This is a genomic window from Streptomyces coeruleorubidus (assembly GCF_008705135.1).
GTDB lineage: Bacteria > Actinomycetota > Actinomycetes > Streptomycetales > Streptomycetaceae > Streptomyces > Streptomyces coeruleofuscus.
Window position 1 is genome coordinate 8,643,609 of record NZ_CP023694.1, and the last position, 16,673, is coordinate 8,660,281.

The 16,673-nt window shown below is 70.9% G+C and carries 16 protein-coding genes and 1 pseudogene; 10 read left to right on the forward strand and 7 right to left on the reverse strand.

What is annotated here, in order from left to right:
* The first annotated feature begins 144 nt into the window (after positions 1–144).
* The 5 genes and pseudogenes from CP976_RS39375 (at position 145) to CP976_RS39395 (ending at position 4,416) form a co-directional block, all read left to right on the forward strand.
* The gene (locus CP976_RS39375; protein ID WP_150484638.1) at positions 145–1,233 is read left to right on the forward strand and encodes an S-(hydroxymethyl)mycothiol dehydrogenase; all 1,089 of its coding nucleotides are present in this window, start codon (positions 145–147) and stop codon (positions 1,231–1,233) included.
* Complete coding sequence (locus CP976_RS39380) at positions 1,233–1,862, forward strand: MBL fold metallo-hydrolase (RefSeq protein ID WP_150484639.1); 630 nt, start codon at positions 1,233–1,235, stop codon at positions 1,860–1,862. Before CP976_RS39375 ends, CP976_RS39380 begins: the two co-directional genes overlap by 1 nt.
* Before the next feature lie 90 nt (positions 1,863–1,952).
* Complete coding sequence (locus CP976_RS39385) at positions 1,953–2,867, forward strand: SDR family oxidoreductase (RefSeq protein WP_150484640.1); 915 nt, start codon at positions 1,953–1,955, stop codon at positions 2,865–2,867.
* Between the two features lie 394 nt (positions 2,868–3,261).
* Positions 3,262–3,494: pseudogene (locus CP976_RS39390) on the forward strand (SDR family NAD(P)-dependent oxidoreductase); the annotation flags it as partial.
* Positions 3,495–3,720: 226 nt separating this feature from the next.
* Positions 3,721–4,416 (forward strand): L,D-transpeptidase family protein, encoded by a 696-nt coding sequence (locus tag CP976_RS39395; protein WP_150484641.1) that lies wholly within the window; start codon positions 3,721–3,723, stop codon positions 4,414–4,416.
* Positions 4,417–4,444: 28 nt separating this feature from the next.
* Here the strand turns inward: CP976_RS39395 and CP976_RS39400 are convergent, their stop codons facing one another.
* The 4 genes from CP976_RS39400 to CP976_RS39415 are packed head-to-tail and all read right to left on the reverse strand — an operon-like array spanning position 4,445 to position 8,943.
* Entirely contained in the window at positions 4,445–5,644 is a 1,200-nt protein-coding gene (locus tag CP976_RS39400; protein ID WP_150484642.1) for a Gfo/Idh/MocA family protein, read from the reverse strand.
* Between the two features lie 31 nt (positions 5,645–5,675).
* Positions 5,676–7,025: an ABC transporter substrate-binding protein gene (locus tag CP976_RS39405; protein WP_150484643.1), complete on the reverse strand. Its 1,350-nt coding sequence runs from the start codon at positions 7,023–7,025 to the stop codon at positions 5,676–5,678.
* A gap of 10 nt (positions 7,026–7,035) precedes the next feature.
* On the reverse strand, positions 7,036–7,959 hold the full coding sequence (locus CP976_RS39410) for a carbohydrate ABC transporter permease (RefSeq protein ID WP_150484644.1): 924 nt from the start codon (positions 7,957–7,959) through the stop codon (positions 7,036–7,038).
* Positions 7,960–7,977: 18 nt separating this feature from the next.
* A complete protein-coding gene (locus tag CP976_RS39415; RefSeq protein WP_150484645.1) occupies positions 7,978–8,943 on the reverse strand; it encodes a carbohydrate ABC transporter permease in 966 nt (321 codons plus the stop codon).
* 169 nt (positions 8,944–9,112) lie between these two features.
* Between CP976_RS39415 and CP976_RS39420 the strand changes: the two genes are divergently transcribed.
* From CP976_RS39420 to CP976_RS39430, 3 genes are all read left to right on the forward strand, one after another.
* Complete coding sequence (locus CP976_RS39420) at positions 9,113–10,273, forward strand: ROK family transcriptional regulator (protein ID WP_150484646.1); 1,161 nt, start codon at positions 9,113–9,115, stop codon at positions 10,271–10,273.
* A 100-nt stretch (positions 10,274–10,373) separates the two neighbouring features.
* Positions 10,374–10,559 (forward strand): hypothetical protein, encoded by a 186-nt coding sequence (locus tag CP976_RS39425; RefSeq protein ID WP_150485702.1) that lies wholly within the window; start codon positions 10,374–10,376, stop codon positions 10,557–10,559.
* Positions 10,560–10,615: 56 nt separating this feature from the next.
* On the forward strand, positions 10,616–11,440 hold the full coding sequence (locus CP976_RS39430) for an EamA family transporter (RefSeq protein ID WP_150484647.1): 825 nt from the start codon (positions 10,616–10,618) through the stop codon (positions 11,438–11,440).
* A gap of 27 nt (positions 11,441–11,467) precedes the next feature.
* Here CP976_RS39430 and CP976_RS39435 read toward each other — a convergent pair whose 3' ends face one another.
* The 3 genes from CP976_RS39435 to CP976_RS39445 form a co-directional block, all read right to left on the reverse strand.
* Positions 11,468–12,448 carry an ornithine cyclodeaminase family protein gene (locus tag CP976_RS39435; RefSeq protein ID WP_150484648.1) on the reverse strand — a complete coding sequence of 327 codons (981 nt, stop codon included), beginning with the start codon at positions 12,446–12,448 and terminating at the stop codon, positions 11,468–11,470.
* A 27-nt stretch (positions 12,449–12,475) separates the two neighbouring features.
* Positions 12,476–13,825, reverse strand: coding sequence for a S1 family peptidase (locus CP976_RS39440; RefSeq protein ID WP_150484649.1), 1,350 nt, complete (start codon positions 13,823–13,825; stop codon positions 12,476–12,478).
* A 116-nt stretch (positions 13,826–13,941) separates the two neighbouring features.
* The gene (locus CP976_RS39445; RefSeq protein ID WP_150484650.1) at positions 13,942–14,970 is read right to left on the reverse strand and encodes a hypothetical protein; all 1,029 of its coding nucleotides are present in this window, start codon (positions 14,968–14,970) and stop codon (positions 13,942–13,944) included.
* 24 nt (positions 14,971–14,994) lie between these two features.
* Between CP976_RS39445 and CP976_RS39450 the strand changes: the two genes are divergently transcribed.
* Both CP976_RS39450 and CP976_RS39455 read left to right on the forward strand, forming a co-directional pair.
* The gene (locus tag CP976_RS39450; RefSeq protein WP_150484651.1) at positions 14,995–16,173 is read left to right on the forward strand and encodes a MalY/PatB family protein; all 1,179 of its coding nucleotides are present in this window, start codon (positions 14,995–14,997) and stop codon (positions 16,171–16,173) included.
* A gap of 45 nt (positions 16,174–16,218) precedes the next feature.
* Positions 16,219–16,605 carry a PPOX class F420-dependent oxidoreductase gene (locus tag CP976_RS39455; RefSeq protein ID WP_150484652.1) on the forward strand — a complete coding sequence of 129 codons (387 nt, stop codon included), beginning with the start codon at positions 16,219–16,221 and terminating at the stop codon, positions 16,603–16,605.
* Positions 16,606–16,673 lie beyond the last annotated feature (68 nt).

Below are 16,673 nucleotides of genomic sequence, written 5' to 3' on the forward strand. Positions count from 1 at the left end.
GCCGGTGCGCTGCCCGGCGTTTTCGGACAGCGCGTGAGCTGGTGATACGGCGCCGCGGGTGGCCGATCCGCGCCCCTTGGCGATCAGTCGCGCGTAGGGTCGGAAGGGAAGGCATCCGGCCTACGAGCCGACGAAGGAGTCAGCATGGCGCAGGAAGTACGCGGTGTGATCGCACCGGGCAAGGACGAGCCGGTACGGATCGAGACCATCGTCGTGCCCGATCCCGGCCCGGGGGAGGCGGTCGTGCGCGTCCAGGCCTGCGGGGTGTGCCACACCGATCTGCACTACAAGCAGGGCGGCATCAGCGACGACTTCCCCTTCCTGCTGGGCCACGAGGCCGCGGGCGTGGTCGAGGCGGTCGGCGACGGCGTCACCGACGTCGAGCCCGGTGACTTCGTGATCCTCAACTGGCGTGCGGTGTGCGGGAAATGCCGCGCCTGTCTGCGCGGGCGGCCCTGGTACTGCTTCGACACCCACAACGCCGGGCAGAAGATGACCCTCGCCTCGACCGGCCAGGAACTCTCCCCGGCCCTCGGCATCGGCGCCTTCGCCGAGAAGACGCTGGTCGCGGCCGGGCAGTGCACCAAGGTCGACCCGGCGGTCGCGCCGCAGGTGGCCGGGCTGCTCGGCTGCGGCGTCATGGCCGGCATCGGCGCCGCGATCAACACCGGGAACGTCGGCCGGGGCGACACGGTCGCCGTCATCGGCTGCGGAGGCGTCGGCGACGCCGCCATCGCCGGCTCGCACCTCGCCGGAGCGGCGAAGATCATCGCCGTCGACATCGACGACCGCAAGCTGGAGACCGCCCGGACCATGGGCGCCACCCACACCGTCAACTCCCGCGAGACCGACCCGGTCGAGGCGATCCGCGAACTCACCGGCGGCTTCGGCGCCGACGTCGTCATCGAGGCCGTCGGCCGCCCGGAGACGTACAAGCAGGCCTTCTACGCCCGCGACCTCGCCGGCACGGTCGTGCTGGTCGGCGTTCCCACCCCCGAGATGAAACTCGAACTGCCCCTGCTGGACGTGTTCGGGCGCGGCGGGGCGCTGAAGTCCTCCTGGTACGGCGACTGCCTGCCCTCCCGTGACTTCCCCATGCTGATCGACCTGCACCTGCAAGGGCGCCTGGACCTCGGCGCGTTCGTCACCGAGACCATCCAGCTCGACGAGGTGGAGAAGGCGTTCGAGCGGATGCACCACGGCGACGTGCTGCGCTCGGTGGTGGTGCTGTGATGGCCCCGCGCATCGAACACCTCGTCACCTCCGGGCAGTTCAGCCTCGACGGCGGCACCTGGGACGTCGACAACAACGTCTGGATCGTCGGCGACGACCACGAGGCGATCGTCATAGACGCCGCGCACGACGCCGACGCCATCGCCGAGGCCGTGGGAGACCGCCGGCTCACGGCCATCGTGTGCACCCACGCCCACAACGACCACATCGACGCCGCCCCCGCCCTCGCCGAGCGCACCGGCGCCACCATCTGGCTGCACCACGACGACCTGCCGCTGTGGAAGCAGACCCACCCGGACCGCGAGCCCGACGCCTGGCTGGTCGACGGCCAGGTGATCGAGGCCGGCGGCGCCGACCTGCGCGTCCTGCACACCCCGGGGCACGCGCCCGGCGCGGTGTGCCTATACGACCCCGGGCTCGCCACCGTCTTCACCGGGGACACCCTCTTCCAGGGCGGTCCCGGCGCCACCGGCCGGTCCTTCTCGCACTTCCCGACGATCATCGACTCGATCCGCGACCGCCTCCTCACGCTGCCGCCCGGGACGAAGGTCCTCACCGGCCACGGAGACTCCACGACCATCGGTGCGGAGGCCCCGCACCTCCAGGAGTGGATCGCCCGCGGCCACTGATCGCGCGTCGCCCGCAAAAGGCGACAGAAGATGTCCGGCTTACCCGTCACCCTGGAGGCGACAAGCAACCACGGTCTCGGGAGGTCGGACATGTCAGCTCCACTGAAGGGCAAGGTCGCACTGGTCGCCGGTGCGACCCGGGGCGCCGGACGGGGCATGGCGGTGGAACTCGGCGCGGCGGGCGCCACCGTCTACGTCACCGGACGCAGCACGCGCACCCGCCGCTCGGAGTACGACCGGCCCGAGACCATCGAGGACACCGCCGACCTGGTCACCGAGGCCGGCGGGCAGGGCGTCGCCGTACCCACCGACCACCTCGACCCGGCGCAGGTCCGCGCGCTCGTGGACCGCATCGCCGAGGAACAGGGCCGCCTCGACGTCCTGGTCAACGACATCTGGGGCGGCGAGAAGCTCTTCGAGTGGGAGAGCTCGCTCTGGGAGCACGACCTCGACAACGGCCTGCGCCTGCTCAGACTCGCGGTCGAGACGCACGCGATCACCAGCCACCACGCCTTGCCTCTGATGCTGCGCCGGCCCGGCGGCCTGGTCGTCGAGGTCACCGACGGAACCGCCGACTACAACGCCGGCAACTACCGCGTGAACTTCTTCTACGACCTCGCCAAGGCATCCGTCCTGCGCATGGCCTTCGCCCTCGGCCACGAACTCGGCCCGCGCGGCGCCACCGCCGTCGCCCTCACCCCCGGCTGGCTGCGCTCGGAGATGATGCTCGACATCTATGGGGTACGGGAGGACAACTGGCGCGACGCCCTGGAGCGCGTCCCCCACTTCGCCATCTCGGAGACCCCGCGCTACGTCGGCCGGGCCGTGGTCGCGCTCGCCGCCGACCCGGACGTGGCGCGCTGGAACGGCCGCTCCCTCTCCAGCGGCGGCCTGGCCCGGGAGTACGGCTTCACCGACCTCGACGGCAGCCGCCCGGACGCCTGGCGCTACCTCGTCGAGGTCCAGGACGCGGGCAAGCCGGCCGACACGACCGGCTACCGCTGAGGGACCGCCGGGGCAGTACGGTCGGCGCATGACGGACACCAGGCGTTCGCGGGGTTGGCAGCTGCTGCCATGAGAGTGCGCAGGAGGTCGAGTTAGCTCGATCGAGTGGTGGTCGGCTCGCGAGCTTGCGGGGCCCTGGGCTGATCGGGCTAACGTGATCGTGCGATCTGGGACGCCGGGTACGGCGCCGGCGTGCGGGGCCCCCGCTCCACCAGAGGATGGTTCGGGGCCTCCCCGTCGCTACTGGCCGTACCCACCTGGCCCAGCTCGCGCAGGGAACTGGCCTCCCGGGCTCGGACCACGCACAGGAGGCGTGTCGCCGCCCCGGGGCTGAGTACGCCGGGGACCAGTGCGCCCAAGACCGTTCGGGGCGTGCGACTGATCAGGTTCACTCCTGCTCAGTCTTCAGGAACGGTACGGGGTTCTCATCACCGGCGGGGCGCGCGGCATCGGCGTCGCCACCGCCCGCCGGTTCGCCCGGGAAGGAGCGCGGGTCCTGGTCGCCGACCGGGACCCGGCCCAGCCGCGGGGACCGCGGCGGCGCTGCGGGACGAGGGCCTGACCGTCGAGTGGCCTGGGTGCGACGTGGCCGACCGGGGCGCGGTCGAGGCGGCCGTCGCCCACGCCCGTCGACACCGGCACCACGCTGGTCGTCGACGGCGGTCTCACCGCCGTGAACACGGGCTTCCGCGACGCGCTGCGGAACTGACCCGCTCCTGCCGACCGAGTGGTGAAGTATGTCACCGTTTCGTCGCAGGCTGTCAGCCCGCACAACCGAAGCCCCCGTGCGCCCGTCTAGCAGGCAGGGATCAGCAGACCATGCGACCACTTCCGCGAAAGGGCAGGACCAACCATGGGGGACGTACGCAGACGGGGCGCCGTCGCACTCGGGATCACCGGGCTGGTGGCACCGCTCACGCTCGCGCTCGGCGCCACGCCGGCCGCGGCCGCGAGCTGCACCACGCAGACCGGCCCGTACCAGAAGCAGGTGGAGAAGTTCCTCGGCCGCCCGGTCGACGGCAAGCAGTCCGCCGCCGACTGCAAGGCGATCCAGGCCTTCCAGACCAAGCACGGCATCTCCCCGAACGCCGGCTACGCCGGGCCCGTCACCTGGGGGGTGATGGACCTGATGCAGAAGCAGAAGGCCGTCGGGAAGAACCCGAACAAGGACGGCAAGTGCCCGGTGAACAAGGGCCGGATCGCCTGCGTGAACCTGAGCCTCCAGCTGAGCTGGATCCAGGACGGCAAGAAGCTCGTCTACGGCCCCGTCCCGGTCCGCACCGGCCGCAACGGCTACGAGACCCGCACCGGCCTGAAGAAGATCTACTGGCGCAACATCGACCACGTCTCGTCCATCTACGACGTGCCGATGCCCTACGCCCAGTTCTTCGACGGCGGCCAGGCCTTCCACTCGGTCGGCGTCAGCATGTGGAACCCGCCGGGCTCGCACGGCTGCGTCAACATGACCAAGACCGACGCCAAGAAGTACTGGTCGCTGCTGAAGAAGAACGACGACGTCTTCGTGTACGGCCGCAAGCCGGGCACCTGATCCCAGGCACCCGGCTCGGACCCGCCCCTTACTGCGGCGCGTCCCCGAAGTCCGGGATCTCCAGCCGCACACCACCTTGCCGCGCGGACTCGTGCGCGATGATGCCCGGCAGGGTGTAGCGGGCGGCCACCCACGCGTTCACCGACGGCAGGGTGCGCGTGTTGACGGCGGTCACGAAGTCGTCCACCAGGAAGTGGTGGCTGCCCTCGTGGCCGTTGTGGAGGTTGTCGAACTCCCTCGGCAGCCGCGCACGGTCGTGCACGGGAGCCGACCCGGAGGTGAACGCGGCCCGCAGCTCGGGCGCGATGTGCTGGAGCGACGGGTCGTCGGGCGCCATGGTGGGCTTGGGCTCCAGCAGTTCGCTGATGTCCTTCACGCCCTGCTTGTCCTGCCACAGGGCGACCGTGGCGAGCTGCTCCATGCTCGCCTCGGTGCCGAAGAAGCGGAAACGCGACTCCCGTATGTGCGACGGGTAGCCGACCCGCCGGAACTCGTTGGTACGGAACGAGCCGCCGCCCGCCACCTCGAACAGCGCGGTGGCGTTGGAGAAGTCGTTGCCGAACTGGCTGACCTCCTTGTCGAAGACGCCGTCGCCCCGGTCGTCGACGACACCGATCGCCGACACGCTGACCGCGTGCGTCCGCCAGGCGCCCAGCACCCCGCCGACCGCGTGCGTCGGGTACAGCAGCGGGGGATAGCTGGCGGTGGCCTTCCAGTTCTCACCGCCGCTGTACTGGTAGGCCTCGTAGAACCCCAGGTCCATGTCGTGGACGTAGTCGCCCTCGGCGTAGAAGAGCCGCCCGAAGGCGCCCTGGGCGATCTGGTTGCGGGCGTGGACCGTGGCCGGGTTGTACTCGCTGGTCTCGCCCATCATGTACGTCAGCCCGGTGGCCTTGACGGTGTCGATGATCGCGGCGATCTCCTCCGTGCTGATCGCCATGGGGACCGCCGAGTACACATGCTTTCCGGCGTTGAGGCCCTGGAGCACCAGCGGCCCGTGCGTCCAGCGCTGGGTGAAGATCGCGACGGCGTCGACGTCCTCCGATTCCAGCATGGCCTGGTACGACGGGAAGGTGCCCGTCAGCCCCTGGGCGGAGGCGAGTTGCTCGGCCCGCTCGGGCAGCAGGTCGGTGACGTAGACGGCGCCGACGCCGGGGTGGGCCTGGAACAGCGTGGCGAACTGGCCCGAGAACTGTCCGGCGCCGACGATGCCGATGGAGAACGTCATGTGAGGCGTGCCCTTCACTGGTCGGTGGTGATCACTGCGAGAGGATCAGGTTGATCTGTTCGTTGGTCTGATCGAGGCTGCTGACCGGCTTGCCGTTGCCGTAGATGTCCTCCATCGCCGGGGACATGAGCGCCGTCATGTCCGCCGAGTAGCTGGCGATCGGGTACGAGAAGGTCCGGAAGTTCTTCTTGTCGGCCACGGGTTCGGTGAACGACGAGACGTCGATGCCCTTCTTCCGGTACGCGGCGACGGCGGCCTCGGTCCCGGCCGGGGTGGCGGGGAACACGACGCCGTAACCGCCGACGACCTTCTGGCACTGGTCCGAGGCCAGGTACGCCACCCACTTCTTGGCGCCCGCCTTGTTCTCGGAGGCCTTGGTGACGGAGTCGGCGAGGCCGTTCATCATGGTGGCGCGCTTGCCGGTCGGGCCGACCGGCGTCAGGGCGGTCTTGATGTCCCGGCCCTTGAACCCGGCGTACGAGGAGATCATCCAGGCCCCGTCGAACGCGGTGGCGGCCTTGCCCGCCGCGACCTGCGTGTTCGCCTGGTTGGACTGGACGTTGTAGTCGGACAGCGGTGGCATGTAGCCCTTCTTCGCCAGACCGAAGTACCACTTGACGACCGACTGGAAGGTCTTGCTGTCGTATTGGTACTTCGTGCCCCAGCGCGGCTTGTCCAGATAGCTCCACCCGGCGGAGGCGGCGAAGTTGCTCCACTGGGTCTGGCCGTCGCCGAAGCCGCCGCCGTTGCTGGCCATGCCGTAGACCTTGACGTTGTTCTTGTCGAAGCCCGGCTCGTCGCCCCGCTTGCCGTTCCTGTCGATCGTGAGGTGGGCGATGGTTTTCTCGAAGGTGCCGCCGTCCTCCGGGTTCCAGGCGAGGCTGTTCAGCTGCTCGGCGGTGAGGCCGGCGTCCTTCGTCATCTTCGAGTTGTAGAACAGCGCGACGGTGTCCCAGTCCTTGGGAGCGCCGTAGCGGTGGCCGTCCTTCCCGATCCAGTTGGCGGCGAGGCCCGGCTGGTAGTCGGAGTCCTCGATGCCGAGGTCGTCGAGCGGTTCCAGGACCTTCAGGTCGGCGTACTGGCCGAAGTTCTGGATGTGGTCGGTGAACACGTCCGGCTGGGTACCGGCGATGAACCCGGCGGTGAGCTTGGTCCAGTAGTCGCTCCACCCCAACTGGGTGATCTTGACGTTCAGTCCGGGATTCTCCTTCTCGAACCCCTTCGCGCAGGCCTGGTAGGCGGGCAGCTGGTTCGCGTCCCACAGCCAGTACGTGACCGTGTTCGCGGAGGATCCGGCGGCGCCTTGCTGCGCGCATCCGCTGACCAGGGACAGCGCCAGCGCTCCGGTCGCCGCGACGAGCGTACGCAGACGAATTCGCATGACAGTCCCCTTACTTGATGCCGGTGAAGCCGATGGAGCTGACGATGCGGCGCGCGAAGCAGGCGAACAGCACCAGCATCGGCAGCGCGGCGATCAGCGTCGCCGCCATGAGCCCGGACCAGTCGACGCCGGTCGCCGGGGTCTGCGCCCGGAAGATCGCCAGCGCCACGGTCAGCACCCGCGAGCTGTCGCTGTAGGAGACCATCAGCGGCCAGAAGTAGTCGTTCCAGGACGTGATGTACGTCAGCACGCCCAGCGTGAGGATCGGCGTGGACGCCATCGGCAGCACCACCCGGAAGAAGATCTTGATCTTCCCGGCGCCGTCCAGCAGCGCGGCCTCCTCCACCTCCTGGGGGATGTTCATGAAGAACTGCCGCAGGAAGAACACCGCGAACGGCGCCATGAACATGGTCGGCAGCGCGATGCCGAGGAGCGTGTCCACCAGGTGCAGTTGCTTGATGAGAACGAAGTTCGGCAGCAGCGTGAAGATGGTCGGCACCATCATCCCGGCCAGGAACAGCCCGAAGACCGCGTCCCGGCCGCGCCAGCGCAGCCGTGAGAAGGCGTACGCGGCCATCGCGGAGAAGAAGAGCTGACAGCCGGTGACCAGGGTCGAGACCAGCACCGAGTTGAGCAGATAACGCCAGAAGTCGAGCCCGCCGCCCGCGCCGCCCTGCGCGACGGCCTCCTCGGCCGACTGCATGCCCAGGGCGCGTTCGAAGCCGCTGGTGGTGAGGTCGACGGGCAGGGGGTTGGTCGGATCGGCGTTGAGACCCGCGTTGGTGGAGAGCGCGGTGCGCAGGATCCAGTAGAACGGCAGCAGGGTGATGAGGACGATCAGTCCCATCACGGTCCAGGCGGCGGCCCGCCCGAAGGGGAACCTGCGCCGGACCGGTCGCAGAGTCGTGGACGTCGTTGTCGTCACGGCAGCCATGCCGGTGTCTCCCTTCCGTCAGCCGAGGTCGGTCCGGCCGGCCCGGGTGAGCCGGTACTGGAGGATGGTGATCGCGCTCAGCACGACGAGCAGGGCGACGGACATGGCCGAGGCGTAGCCGAACTGGAAGCGTCCGAAGGCGGAGCCGTAGATGTAGTACTGGAGCACGTTGGTCGCGTTCGCCGGACCGCCCGCGGTGGTCACGGCCACGGTGTCGAACACCTGGAACGACCCGATCACCGTCATGATCAGCACGACGGCGAGCACCGGCCGCAGCAGCGGCATGGTGATCCGCCAGAACATCCGCCACTCGCTCGCGCCGTCCACCCTGGCCGCCTCGTACATGTCGTTCGGGATCGCCTGGAGACCGGCGAACAGCAGCAGCGCGGTGTAGCCGACGTGCCGCCACACGTTGATGAGCGCGATCGTCGGGATCGCCCACGTCTCGTCGGCGAGGAACGGGATGCGGTCGGCGCCGAGGGCGCTGATGATCTCGTTGCCGATGCCGAGCTGGGTGTCGAGGATCCAGAGCCAGACCAGACCCGCGACGACGTTCGACATCAGGTACGGCGTGAGCACGATGCCGCGCAGCATCGCCGACCGGGTCAGCCGCTGGAGGAGGACGGCGATGGCGAGCGCCGCGACCGTCTGGACGCCGATGTTGATGACGACGTACTCGACGGTGACCGCCAACGAGTCCCAGAAGATGGGGTCGTTGACCATGCGGACGTAGTTGTCCAGGCCCACCCACTCCGCCGGCGTCAGCAGGTTGAAGCGGGTGAAGCTCAGATAGATGCCCCGGAGCGTCGGCCAGAGCAGGAAGACGAGGAAGCCGAGCAGCGCCGGGGCGATGAAGACCGCGGCCAGCCGTCCGTCACCCCGGTTCTCGCTCACGTCGTCGCGTCGTGTCCTGGGCTTGCTGCGGGTCTCCGTCGCGCCGCCCGCGGGCAGGCGCGACGGAGGGCTGCTGGAGGCGATGGTCATCGGGAGACTCCCTCGCTGCGGCGGCTCGTCCTCTGGCGGGACTTACTTTTGGTGCGAAACAATTGCTGCGTCAAGAGGGGTGCAAACATCTTTTCGCAGGAACCGTCATCGACTTAGAGTGGTCATGTTGGTTTCAGTGCGAAAGAAAAGGGTGAGGGGAGCGGACCGAATGACCGCAGGCATGGCCGGCTGGCCGCCGCTGAGCCCGGGGGAGCGCGCGGTGGCGATCGAGGTGCTCGTGCACGGCCCGCTGTCGCGCACCGAGCTCGCGCGCAGGCTGGGGCTGTCGGCCGGCAGTCTCACCCGGCTGACCAAGCCGCTGATCGAGTCGGGCCTGCTGGTCGAGGTGGCCGAGGCGGGAGTGCCGGCGGAGGCGCGCCAGGGCCGCCCCTCGACACCGCTGGACGTCGTCGCCGACTCCTGGTCCTTCCTCGGCTTCAAGATCACCGAGGACATGGTCTACGGCGTCGTCACCACGCTCAGGAGTGACATCGTCGCCCGCCACGACCGCCCGCTCACCACCCACGACCCCGCCGAAGTCGCCGATGTGCTCGGGGAGATGACAGCCGAGCTGACCCGCGACCATCCCCGGCTCGCCGGGATCGGCATCGGAGTCGGCGGTTTCGTCCAGGACCGCGCCGTCGTCGGCGAGTCCCCCTTCCTGCTGTGGCGGGACGTCCCCCTGGCCGACCTCGTCGAGGAGCGCACCGGGTTGCCCGTGGTCGTCGAGAACGACGTCGCCGCCCTGGTCGAGGCCGAGACCTGGTTCGGCGCCGGACGCGGCCTGGACCGCTTCGTCGTCCTCACCATCGGCGCCGGCATCGGCTACGGACTCGTCCTGGGCGGCAAGCGGGTGCCGTACGCCGAGGAGGACCGCGGCTTCGGCCGCCACTGGATCGTCGACCCCAACGGCCCGCTCACTCCGGACGGCCGGCGCGGCAGCGCCGTCTCGCTGCTGACCATCCCCAACATCCGCTACCAGGTCCAGGCCGCCACCGGCCGTGACCGGACGTACGAGGAGATCCTCGCGGCGGCCGCCGCCGGCGACCCCATGCCCGCTCGGGTCGTCACTGAGGCCGCACGCGCCCTGGGCACGCTCGTCGCGCAGATCTCCAACTTCGTGATGCCGCAGAAGATCCTTCTCGCGGGGGAGGGGGTCGGGCTCATGGACGTGGCCGGCAAGACGGTCGAGGAGACCGTCCGCGACAACCGGCACCCCCTGGCCGCCCCGGTCGAACTGGAGACGAAGGTGTCCGACTTTCACGACTGGGCGCGCGGCGCGGCCGTTCTGGCCATCAAGGTGCTGGTGCTGGGATCGGCCGAAGCGTGAACAGGCTCACGTTTACTGGGAGATGGACGTGATCAGCAACACTGTCCGGAATGACCGTTTAACTCACGATTACTCACATCGTCTTCACGTGCGGCGACGTATGCTTCACAGCATGTCCACCACTGTTGAATCCTCTTCCCAGCGAACGGCTGACGAGGTCAACGAGGAGATCCGGGCCCTGTGGCGCCGGTCGGGCGGGACACTGAGCGGCGAGCAGCGCGAGGAGTACCAGCGGCTCGTCCTGGAGTGGGCCGCCGCGGCCCCGCAGTCCGCGCCCGCGGCCTGAGCGTGAGCCAGGTCCGCTGACGCATCGGACCCTCGTCCTGGGGCACCCCTGGTCCAATGGGTGCCCTTCTCGCACTTTCCTCGGCCGTCGTCTACGGCATCGTCGACTTCGCCGGCGGCCTGCTGTCCCGGCACATCCACCACGCCGCCGTCACCTTCCTCGGCCAGCTCGGCGGGCTGCTGCTCGCCTGCGCCGCCGCACTCCTCATGCCCGCCGACGCCGTCCACACCGCCGACCTGCTGTGGGGCGCGCTGTCCGGCGTGGGCAGCGGCATGGCCATGCGGTTCCTCAACCGCGGGCTGAGCCGGGGCGCGATGAGCGTCGTCGTGCCGGTGAGCGCCGTCACGGGCGTCGCGCTGTCGGTGCTGTGCGGCGTGCTCGTCCTCGGCGACCGCCCGGGGGCCCTGGCCTGGCTCGGCATCGCCGTGACGGTCCCCGCGCTGTGGTTCGTCTCCGGAGGCGGGGGCGGCTCGGGCAAGGGGACGGCGGACGGACTGCTCGCCAGCGCGGGCGTGGCCGTGCAGTACCTCGCTCTGGGCCAGGCCGGCGCCGGCAGCGGGCTGTGGCCCGTCGCCGCGGGCCGTGTCGCCGCGGTCCTCGTCCTCCTGCCTGACGCCGTCCGCCACGCCCGCCGGCTGAAGCTGCCGCCGGGCCGCTGCGTCCAGGCCCTCCTCATCGGGGCCGGTGCTGCCCTGGGCCTCGTGCTGTATCTGCTCGCCGCACAGCGCCAGTTGCTGGCCGTCGCCGTCGTCCTCGCGTCCCTCTACCCGGCCCTGCCCGTCATCCTCGGCCTCGCCCTCCTGCACGAGCGGATCAGCCGACGCCAGGCCCTGGGGCTGCTGGGGGCGGGGGCGGCGACGGTGCTGCTCACACTGGGGTGAGACAGAGCCGCCCCTGCGCAGGCGTGCTCACGCGTCGCCCTCGTCCTTGGGCCGGGCGTGGAACCGGAAGCCGACGCCGACCCCGTCCCGCAGCGCCGCCTGATAGGCGGCCCAGGAGAGCGCGAGATCCTGCCAGGGCAGACCGACCGGGGTGTAGACGGTCACCTGCTCGGTATCGGTCCGTGCCGGGACGGTCCCGTCGATGATCCGGCCCAGCACGGCCGCGGCATCCTCCCGGCGCAGGCCCGCGCTGCCGAGCGCGCCGGACGTCATCGCCAGGTCGAGGTCGTCCACGACGACCCGGGCATGCCGCAGCAGCCCGGTATCCAGTTCCGCCTTGCCCGGTTCGTCCGCTCCCAGCGAGGTGATGTGCGAGCCCGGCCGGACGTCCGGGAGGTGCAGCAGCGGGCGGCGGGACCAGGTCGCGGTGACGACGCTGTCACAGCTCTGGGCGACTTCTCGCGCACTGCCGACGACCTGGCATGCGAGTCCGGCCCGTTGCCAGACCTCGGCCATCCGGTGAGCCCGGCCGTCATCGGCGTCGTGGATGACGACTCGTTCGATCGTGCGCAACCGGGTCAGCCCGCGCAGCGTCATGTCCGCCTGGGCTCCGGCGCCGATGATCCCCACAGCGCGTGCTCCCGCCGGGCTGAGCAGGTCGGTGGCCAACGCCGCCGACAGCCCGGTCCGCCACGCGGTCACGAAGGCGGAGTCCAGCAGCGCGAGCAACTCCCCGGTCTCCAGGTCGTGGAGACAGACGATGCCGGAGATCGCCGGGTCGGCACGGGGGAACTTGGCGTTCACCTTGACCGTGTAGGCGGGGATGCCGGGCAGCAGTCCCGGCAGCAGTACGGCGATACTCCCGGAGGACGCCGGCAGACTCTGGCGCACGCGCTGCGGGGCGGTCCGCGTGGCGAGGGCCGCGACGAAGCCCTGGCGCAGGGCTCGGACCATGGCCTGCGGTGTGACCACCCGCTGAAGCTCGGTGGCGCCGAGCAGTACGGTCATGAGGCCTCCTCACCCGACGTGACGGCATCATCCCCAAGTGGCCGAGTAGTGCTGCCGATACGCCTTGCGGTCCTGCTCCGCGCGGATCCAGCGGGTCGCCACCAGGGCGACGAGGCTGCCCGCGATGACCAGCAGGCCGGGGCCCACGTTGCGCGGGTCGGTGAGGCGGGTCAGCAGGCCCGACACGTCCTCGCCCGTGACCGGCGCCGCCGAGCCGGGCGAGGCGGCGCCCTGCGAGGCGGACGGCGCGGGGGAGGCGCCGGTGCCTCCACCGGCCTGCTTGGCCACGATCAGCTTGACCCCCAGCTCGGTCAGCGCCTTGGTCACCGGCTGGAAGAACGTCGTACCGCCCGCCGCGCAGTCCCCGCTGCCGCCCGACGTGAGACCGAGCGCGACGCCGTCGGCGAACATCGGGCCGCCGCTGTCACCGGGTTCGGCGCACACGTTCGTCTCGATGAGGCCGGTGACCGTGCCCTCGGGGTAGTTGACCGTCGCGTTCAGCGCGGTCACCTCCCCCTCGCGCAGCCCGCTCGTGCTGCCGCTGCGGAAGATCTTCTGCCCGACCTCCGGATCGGCCACGCCCGTGATCCGCACGCCCTTGCCGCCACCGACCGCCACGACGTCCGCGCCCTCGCCCGCGCGACCGCTGTCGTACTTCACCAGGGAGTAGTCGTCGCCGGGGAAGCTCCCCCTGAGCGATGTGCCGACCTGTTCCCGGCCCCGGTCGTCGGCGAACCAGACGGAACCGTCGGGCCCGCAGTGCCCGGCCGTGAGGATGAAGTCGGTCTTCCCGTCGGTCACGTTGAAGCCCGCCGAACAGCGCCCGGCGGTCGACAGGATCGGCTCCGCGCCGTTGATCCGCGTGGTGAACGTGCCTTCGGTGCGCTCCATGCGCACGAAGCCGCCGATGCCCTCCGCGACGTCGGTCAGCCGGGACCAGTCGGAGGCGGAGACGGTGCGGTCGCCCCGTACCACCACCTCGTTGCTCTTGTAGTCCAGGGCCCAGGCGGTGCCGGGCACCCGAGGCGCCGAACGCAGCGTCGCCGTAGCGGACTTGAGGTCGCTCATGCTGTGGCGCACCATCTTCGCCCGGGCGCCGGCGCGCTCGACCTCGTCGGCCGCCTTCTCGTCCGTGACCGCGACGACCGGCCGGCCGGCGGAGTCGACCCAGCTGCCCGCCGTGCGGGAGGTGCCGAGGCGGGACACGAGGTCGGTGCCCATGCTCGTGGCCGGCTGTGCCGAGTACGGGACCCCGATCGTTGGGTCCGGGGGCTCGCTCGCCACGGCGCGTGTGACCATCGCTCCTCCGAGGAGGAGTCCGCCGACGGCCGCCAGCCGTGTCACTCGCCGGACGACCCGTCGTCGTGCGTGCCTCATGCATGGCTCCCGAACCCGAACAACACGGTGTGAACACCGCGGGGCATTCCTTGAGTTGAGTGCCCTCTTCCCATACGGGGCGCAGCCGTGCCGTGTTCAGCGCACGCGTGATCTCTTCACCGCCGGCCGGCGGCAGGGGCGGTCGGCCCAGAGTCCGCCGGGGCGGCGAGCAGGGCCCGGCTGCGCGCGTCGCCCCACACCGAGGCCGGATCGACGTAGGGCCGCAGCAGCGCGGTGAGCACGGGGTCCCCGCGTCCGTTCAGCTCGTCGGAGGCGATCTTGCGGGCGATCCCGGCGAGGAAGTCCGCCACCTGCACCCGGGCGTCCTCGCGCGCGACGACCAGCCGCAGCCCGGCCAGGCCGACCCCCGCCTGCCGGGCCGCCTCCTCGATCCAGGCGATGCGGTCCGGCGTCAGCATGTTCTGCCGGTCGTGCACCAGACGGACCGGCCGCCCGTCGCCGCTCCACAGCGCGGCCGTCCGGACGATCGCCGGGAGGAGCGGGTTGAGCACCGGGATCAGGGGCGGTCCGTCCAGGAACGCCGCCCGGTAGGACACCGCGCGGGGCCGGGTCGCGGCCAGCCGCTCCAGGGTCGCCGTCGCGTCGGTGCCCGGGCGGGCGCGCCGCAGGGCGTCGACCGTGTCGTAGAAGACCTCCACGGGGGCGCCCGGTTCCCCGTTGTTGCGGACCCGCAGCAGCTGGTTGGCCGCCTCCAGGAAGGTCCGCCAGCCGTCCTCGCCGAAAGCCCGGCGGCCCTCGCGGAACAGGGCGACGGCCTGGCCCGGGTCACCCAGCAGCAGACCGACGGCCCGGTCCACCACGAAGAAGGACTTCTCCATGAGATGCACCCGCGCCCGCCCGTGGATCGGCCCGTCCGGCGCGAGCAGCCACTCCAGCACCGCGCGGTGCTTCTCCCGCAGCAGGTGGTTCGCCTTGTACTCCTCGGCCGGTGAGCGGATCCGGTCCCGGATCTCCCGTACGGCCGCCGCTGCCGTCGCCTCGGACAGCGACATACTGGCGTGCGCGAACACGTCCGTGTTCCCGCCGGTGAGGTTCTCGCCGTCCGACCCGGACTCGTCGCAGGCGATCTCCAGGAAGGGGCCCTCGGCCCCTCCCCGCTCCCCGTCCTCACGATTCCCGCTCACTGCACAGCCCCCTATCGTGTGCCCATGACCAGGATCCCGCACGAGACGTCCGGTGAACCGAATCCCCTGCAAGCCCTCACTCTCGACCGTCTCCGCCGCCGTACGAGCATGAAGTGGCGCACCTACCCCGAGGACGTGCTGCCCCTGTGGGTGGCCGAGATGGACGTGCCGCTCGCCGAGCCCGTCGTGCGCGCCGTGACCGAGGCGCTCGACCTCGGCGACACCGGCTACCCCGCCGGTACGGCCTACGCTCAGGCGCTGGCCGCCTTCGCCGGGAAGCGGTGGAACTGGGACGGGCTCGCCGTGGAGCGCACCGCGATCGTGCCCGACGTCATGCTGGGCGTCGTCGAGATGCTCAAGCTGGTCACCGGACACGGGGACGCGGTGGTCGTGAACCCGCCGGTGTACCCGCCGTTCTACCAGTTCGTCGAGCACATGGACCGGCGCGTGCTGGAGGCTCCGCTCGGGGCGGACGGGCGCATCGACCTCGACGTCCTGGAGGAGACCTTCCGGCAGGCGGTGGCGGGCGGAGGACAGGCCGCCTTTCTGCTGTGCAGCCCCCACAACCCGACCGGCACCGTGCACACCGCCGAGGAACTGTCCGCGGTCGCCGCGCTCGCCGAGCGGTACGGCGTCCGCGTCGTCGCCGACGAGATCCACGCGCCGCTGGTGGTCGGGGGCACGGACTTCGTGCCGTACCTCAGCGTGCCGGGCGCCGAACGCGGGCTGTCGCTGATGTCGGCCTCGAAGGCGTGGAACCTGGCCGGGCTCAAGGCCGCCCTCGCGATCGCCGGGCCCGGGGCCGGTGCCGACCTGGCCCGGATGCCCGAGGAGGTCGGGCACGGCCCGAGCCACGTCGGCGTCATCGCCCACACCGCCGCCCTGCGCGACGGCGTCGCCTGGCTGGACGCCCTGCTGTCCGGCCTGGACGCCAACCGGCGGCTGCTCGCCGATCTGCTGGCCGAGCACCTGCCCGAGATCCGCTACCGCCCGGGCGACGCCACCTACCTCGCCTGGCTCGACTGCCGCGCGCTCGGCCTCGGCGACGACCCGGCGGCCGCCTTCCTGCACCGCGGCCGCGTGGCCCTCAACTCCGGCCTTCCCTTCGGCACGGGCGGCGCCGGGCACGTCCGCCTCAACCTGGCGACCTCGCCGGAGGTGATCGGGGAGGCGGTGCGGCGTATGGCCGCCGCGCCGCACTGAAACCCGGGGGCACGCCGCGCGGGACGCGCTCGTACACTGCCCGCCATGGACGACAGTGCGCTGGACGAACTGGGCGCGGGCAAGTACCTGCTGATCACCAGCTACCGCAGAAACGGTACGCCGGTCGCCACCCCGGTCTGGGTGGTGCGCGACGGGATCGCGCTCGGCGCCTGGACGCCGGCCGACTCCTGGAAGGTGAAGCGGATCCGCAACCGCGCCGACGTCCTGGTCGGCCCCTGCGACCTGCGCGGCAATCCCACCGGCGAGCAGGTGCCCGCGACGGCGGAGATCTGCGACCCGGCCACCACCGCCCGCTACCGGCAGCTCATCGCCCGCAAGTACGGCCTCACCGGCCGGCTCACCCTGCTCGGCAGCCGGCTGCGCCGGGGCCTGGACGGCACCGTGGGCATCCGCGTCACCCTCACGCGCTGACCACAGTTTCAGCAAGCGCTTTCGGCGCCGGGGAGTGGACGGCCCGTCCCCGGGACAGACCACCTGTC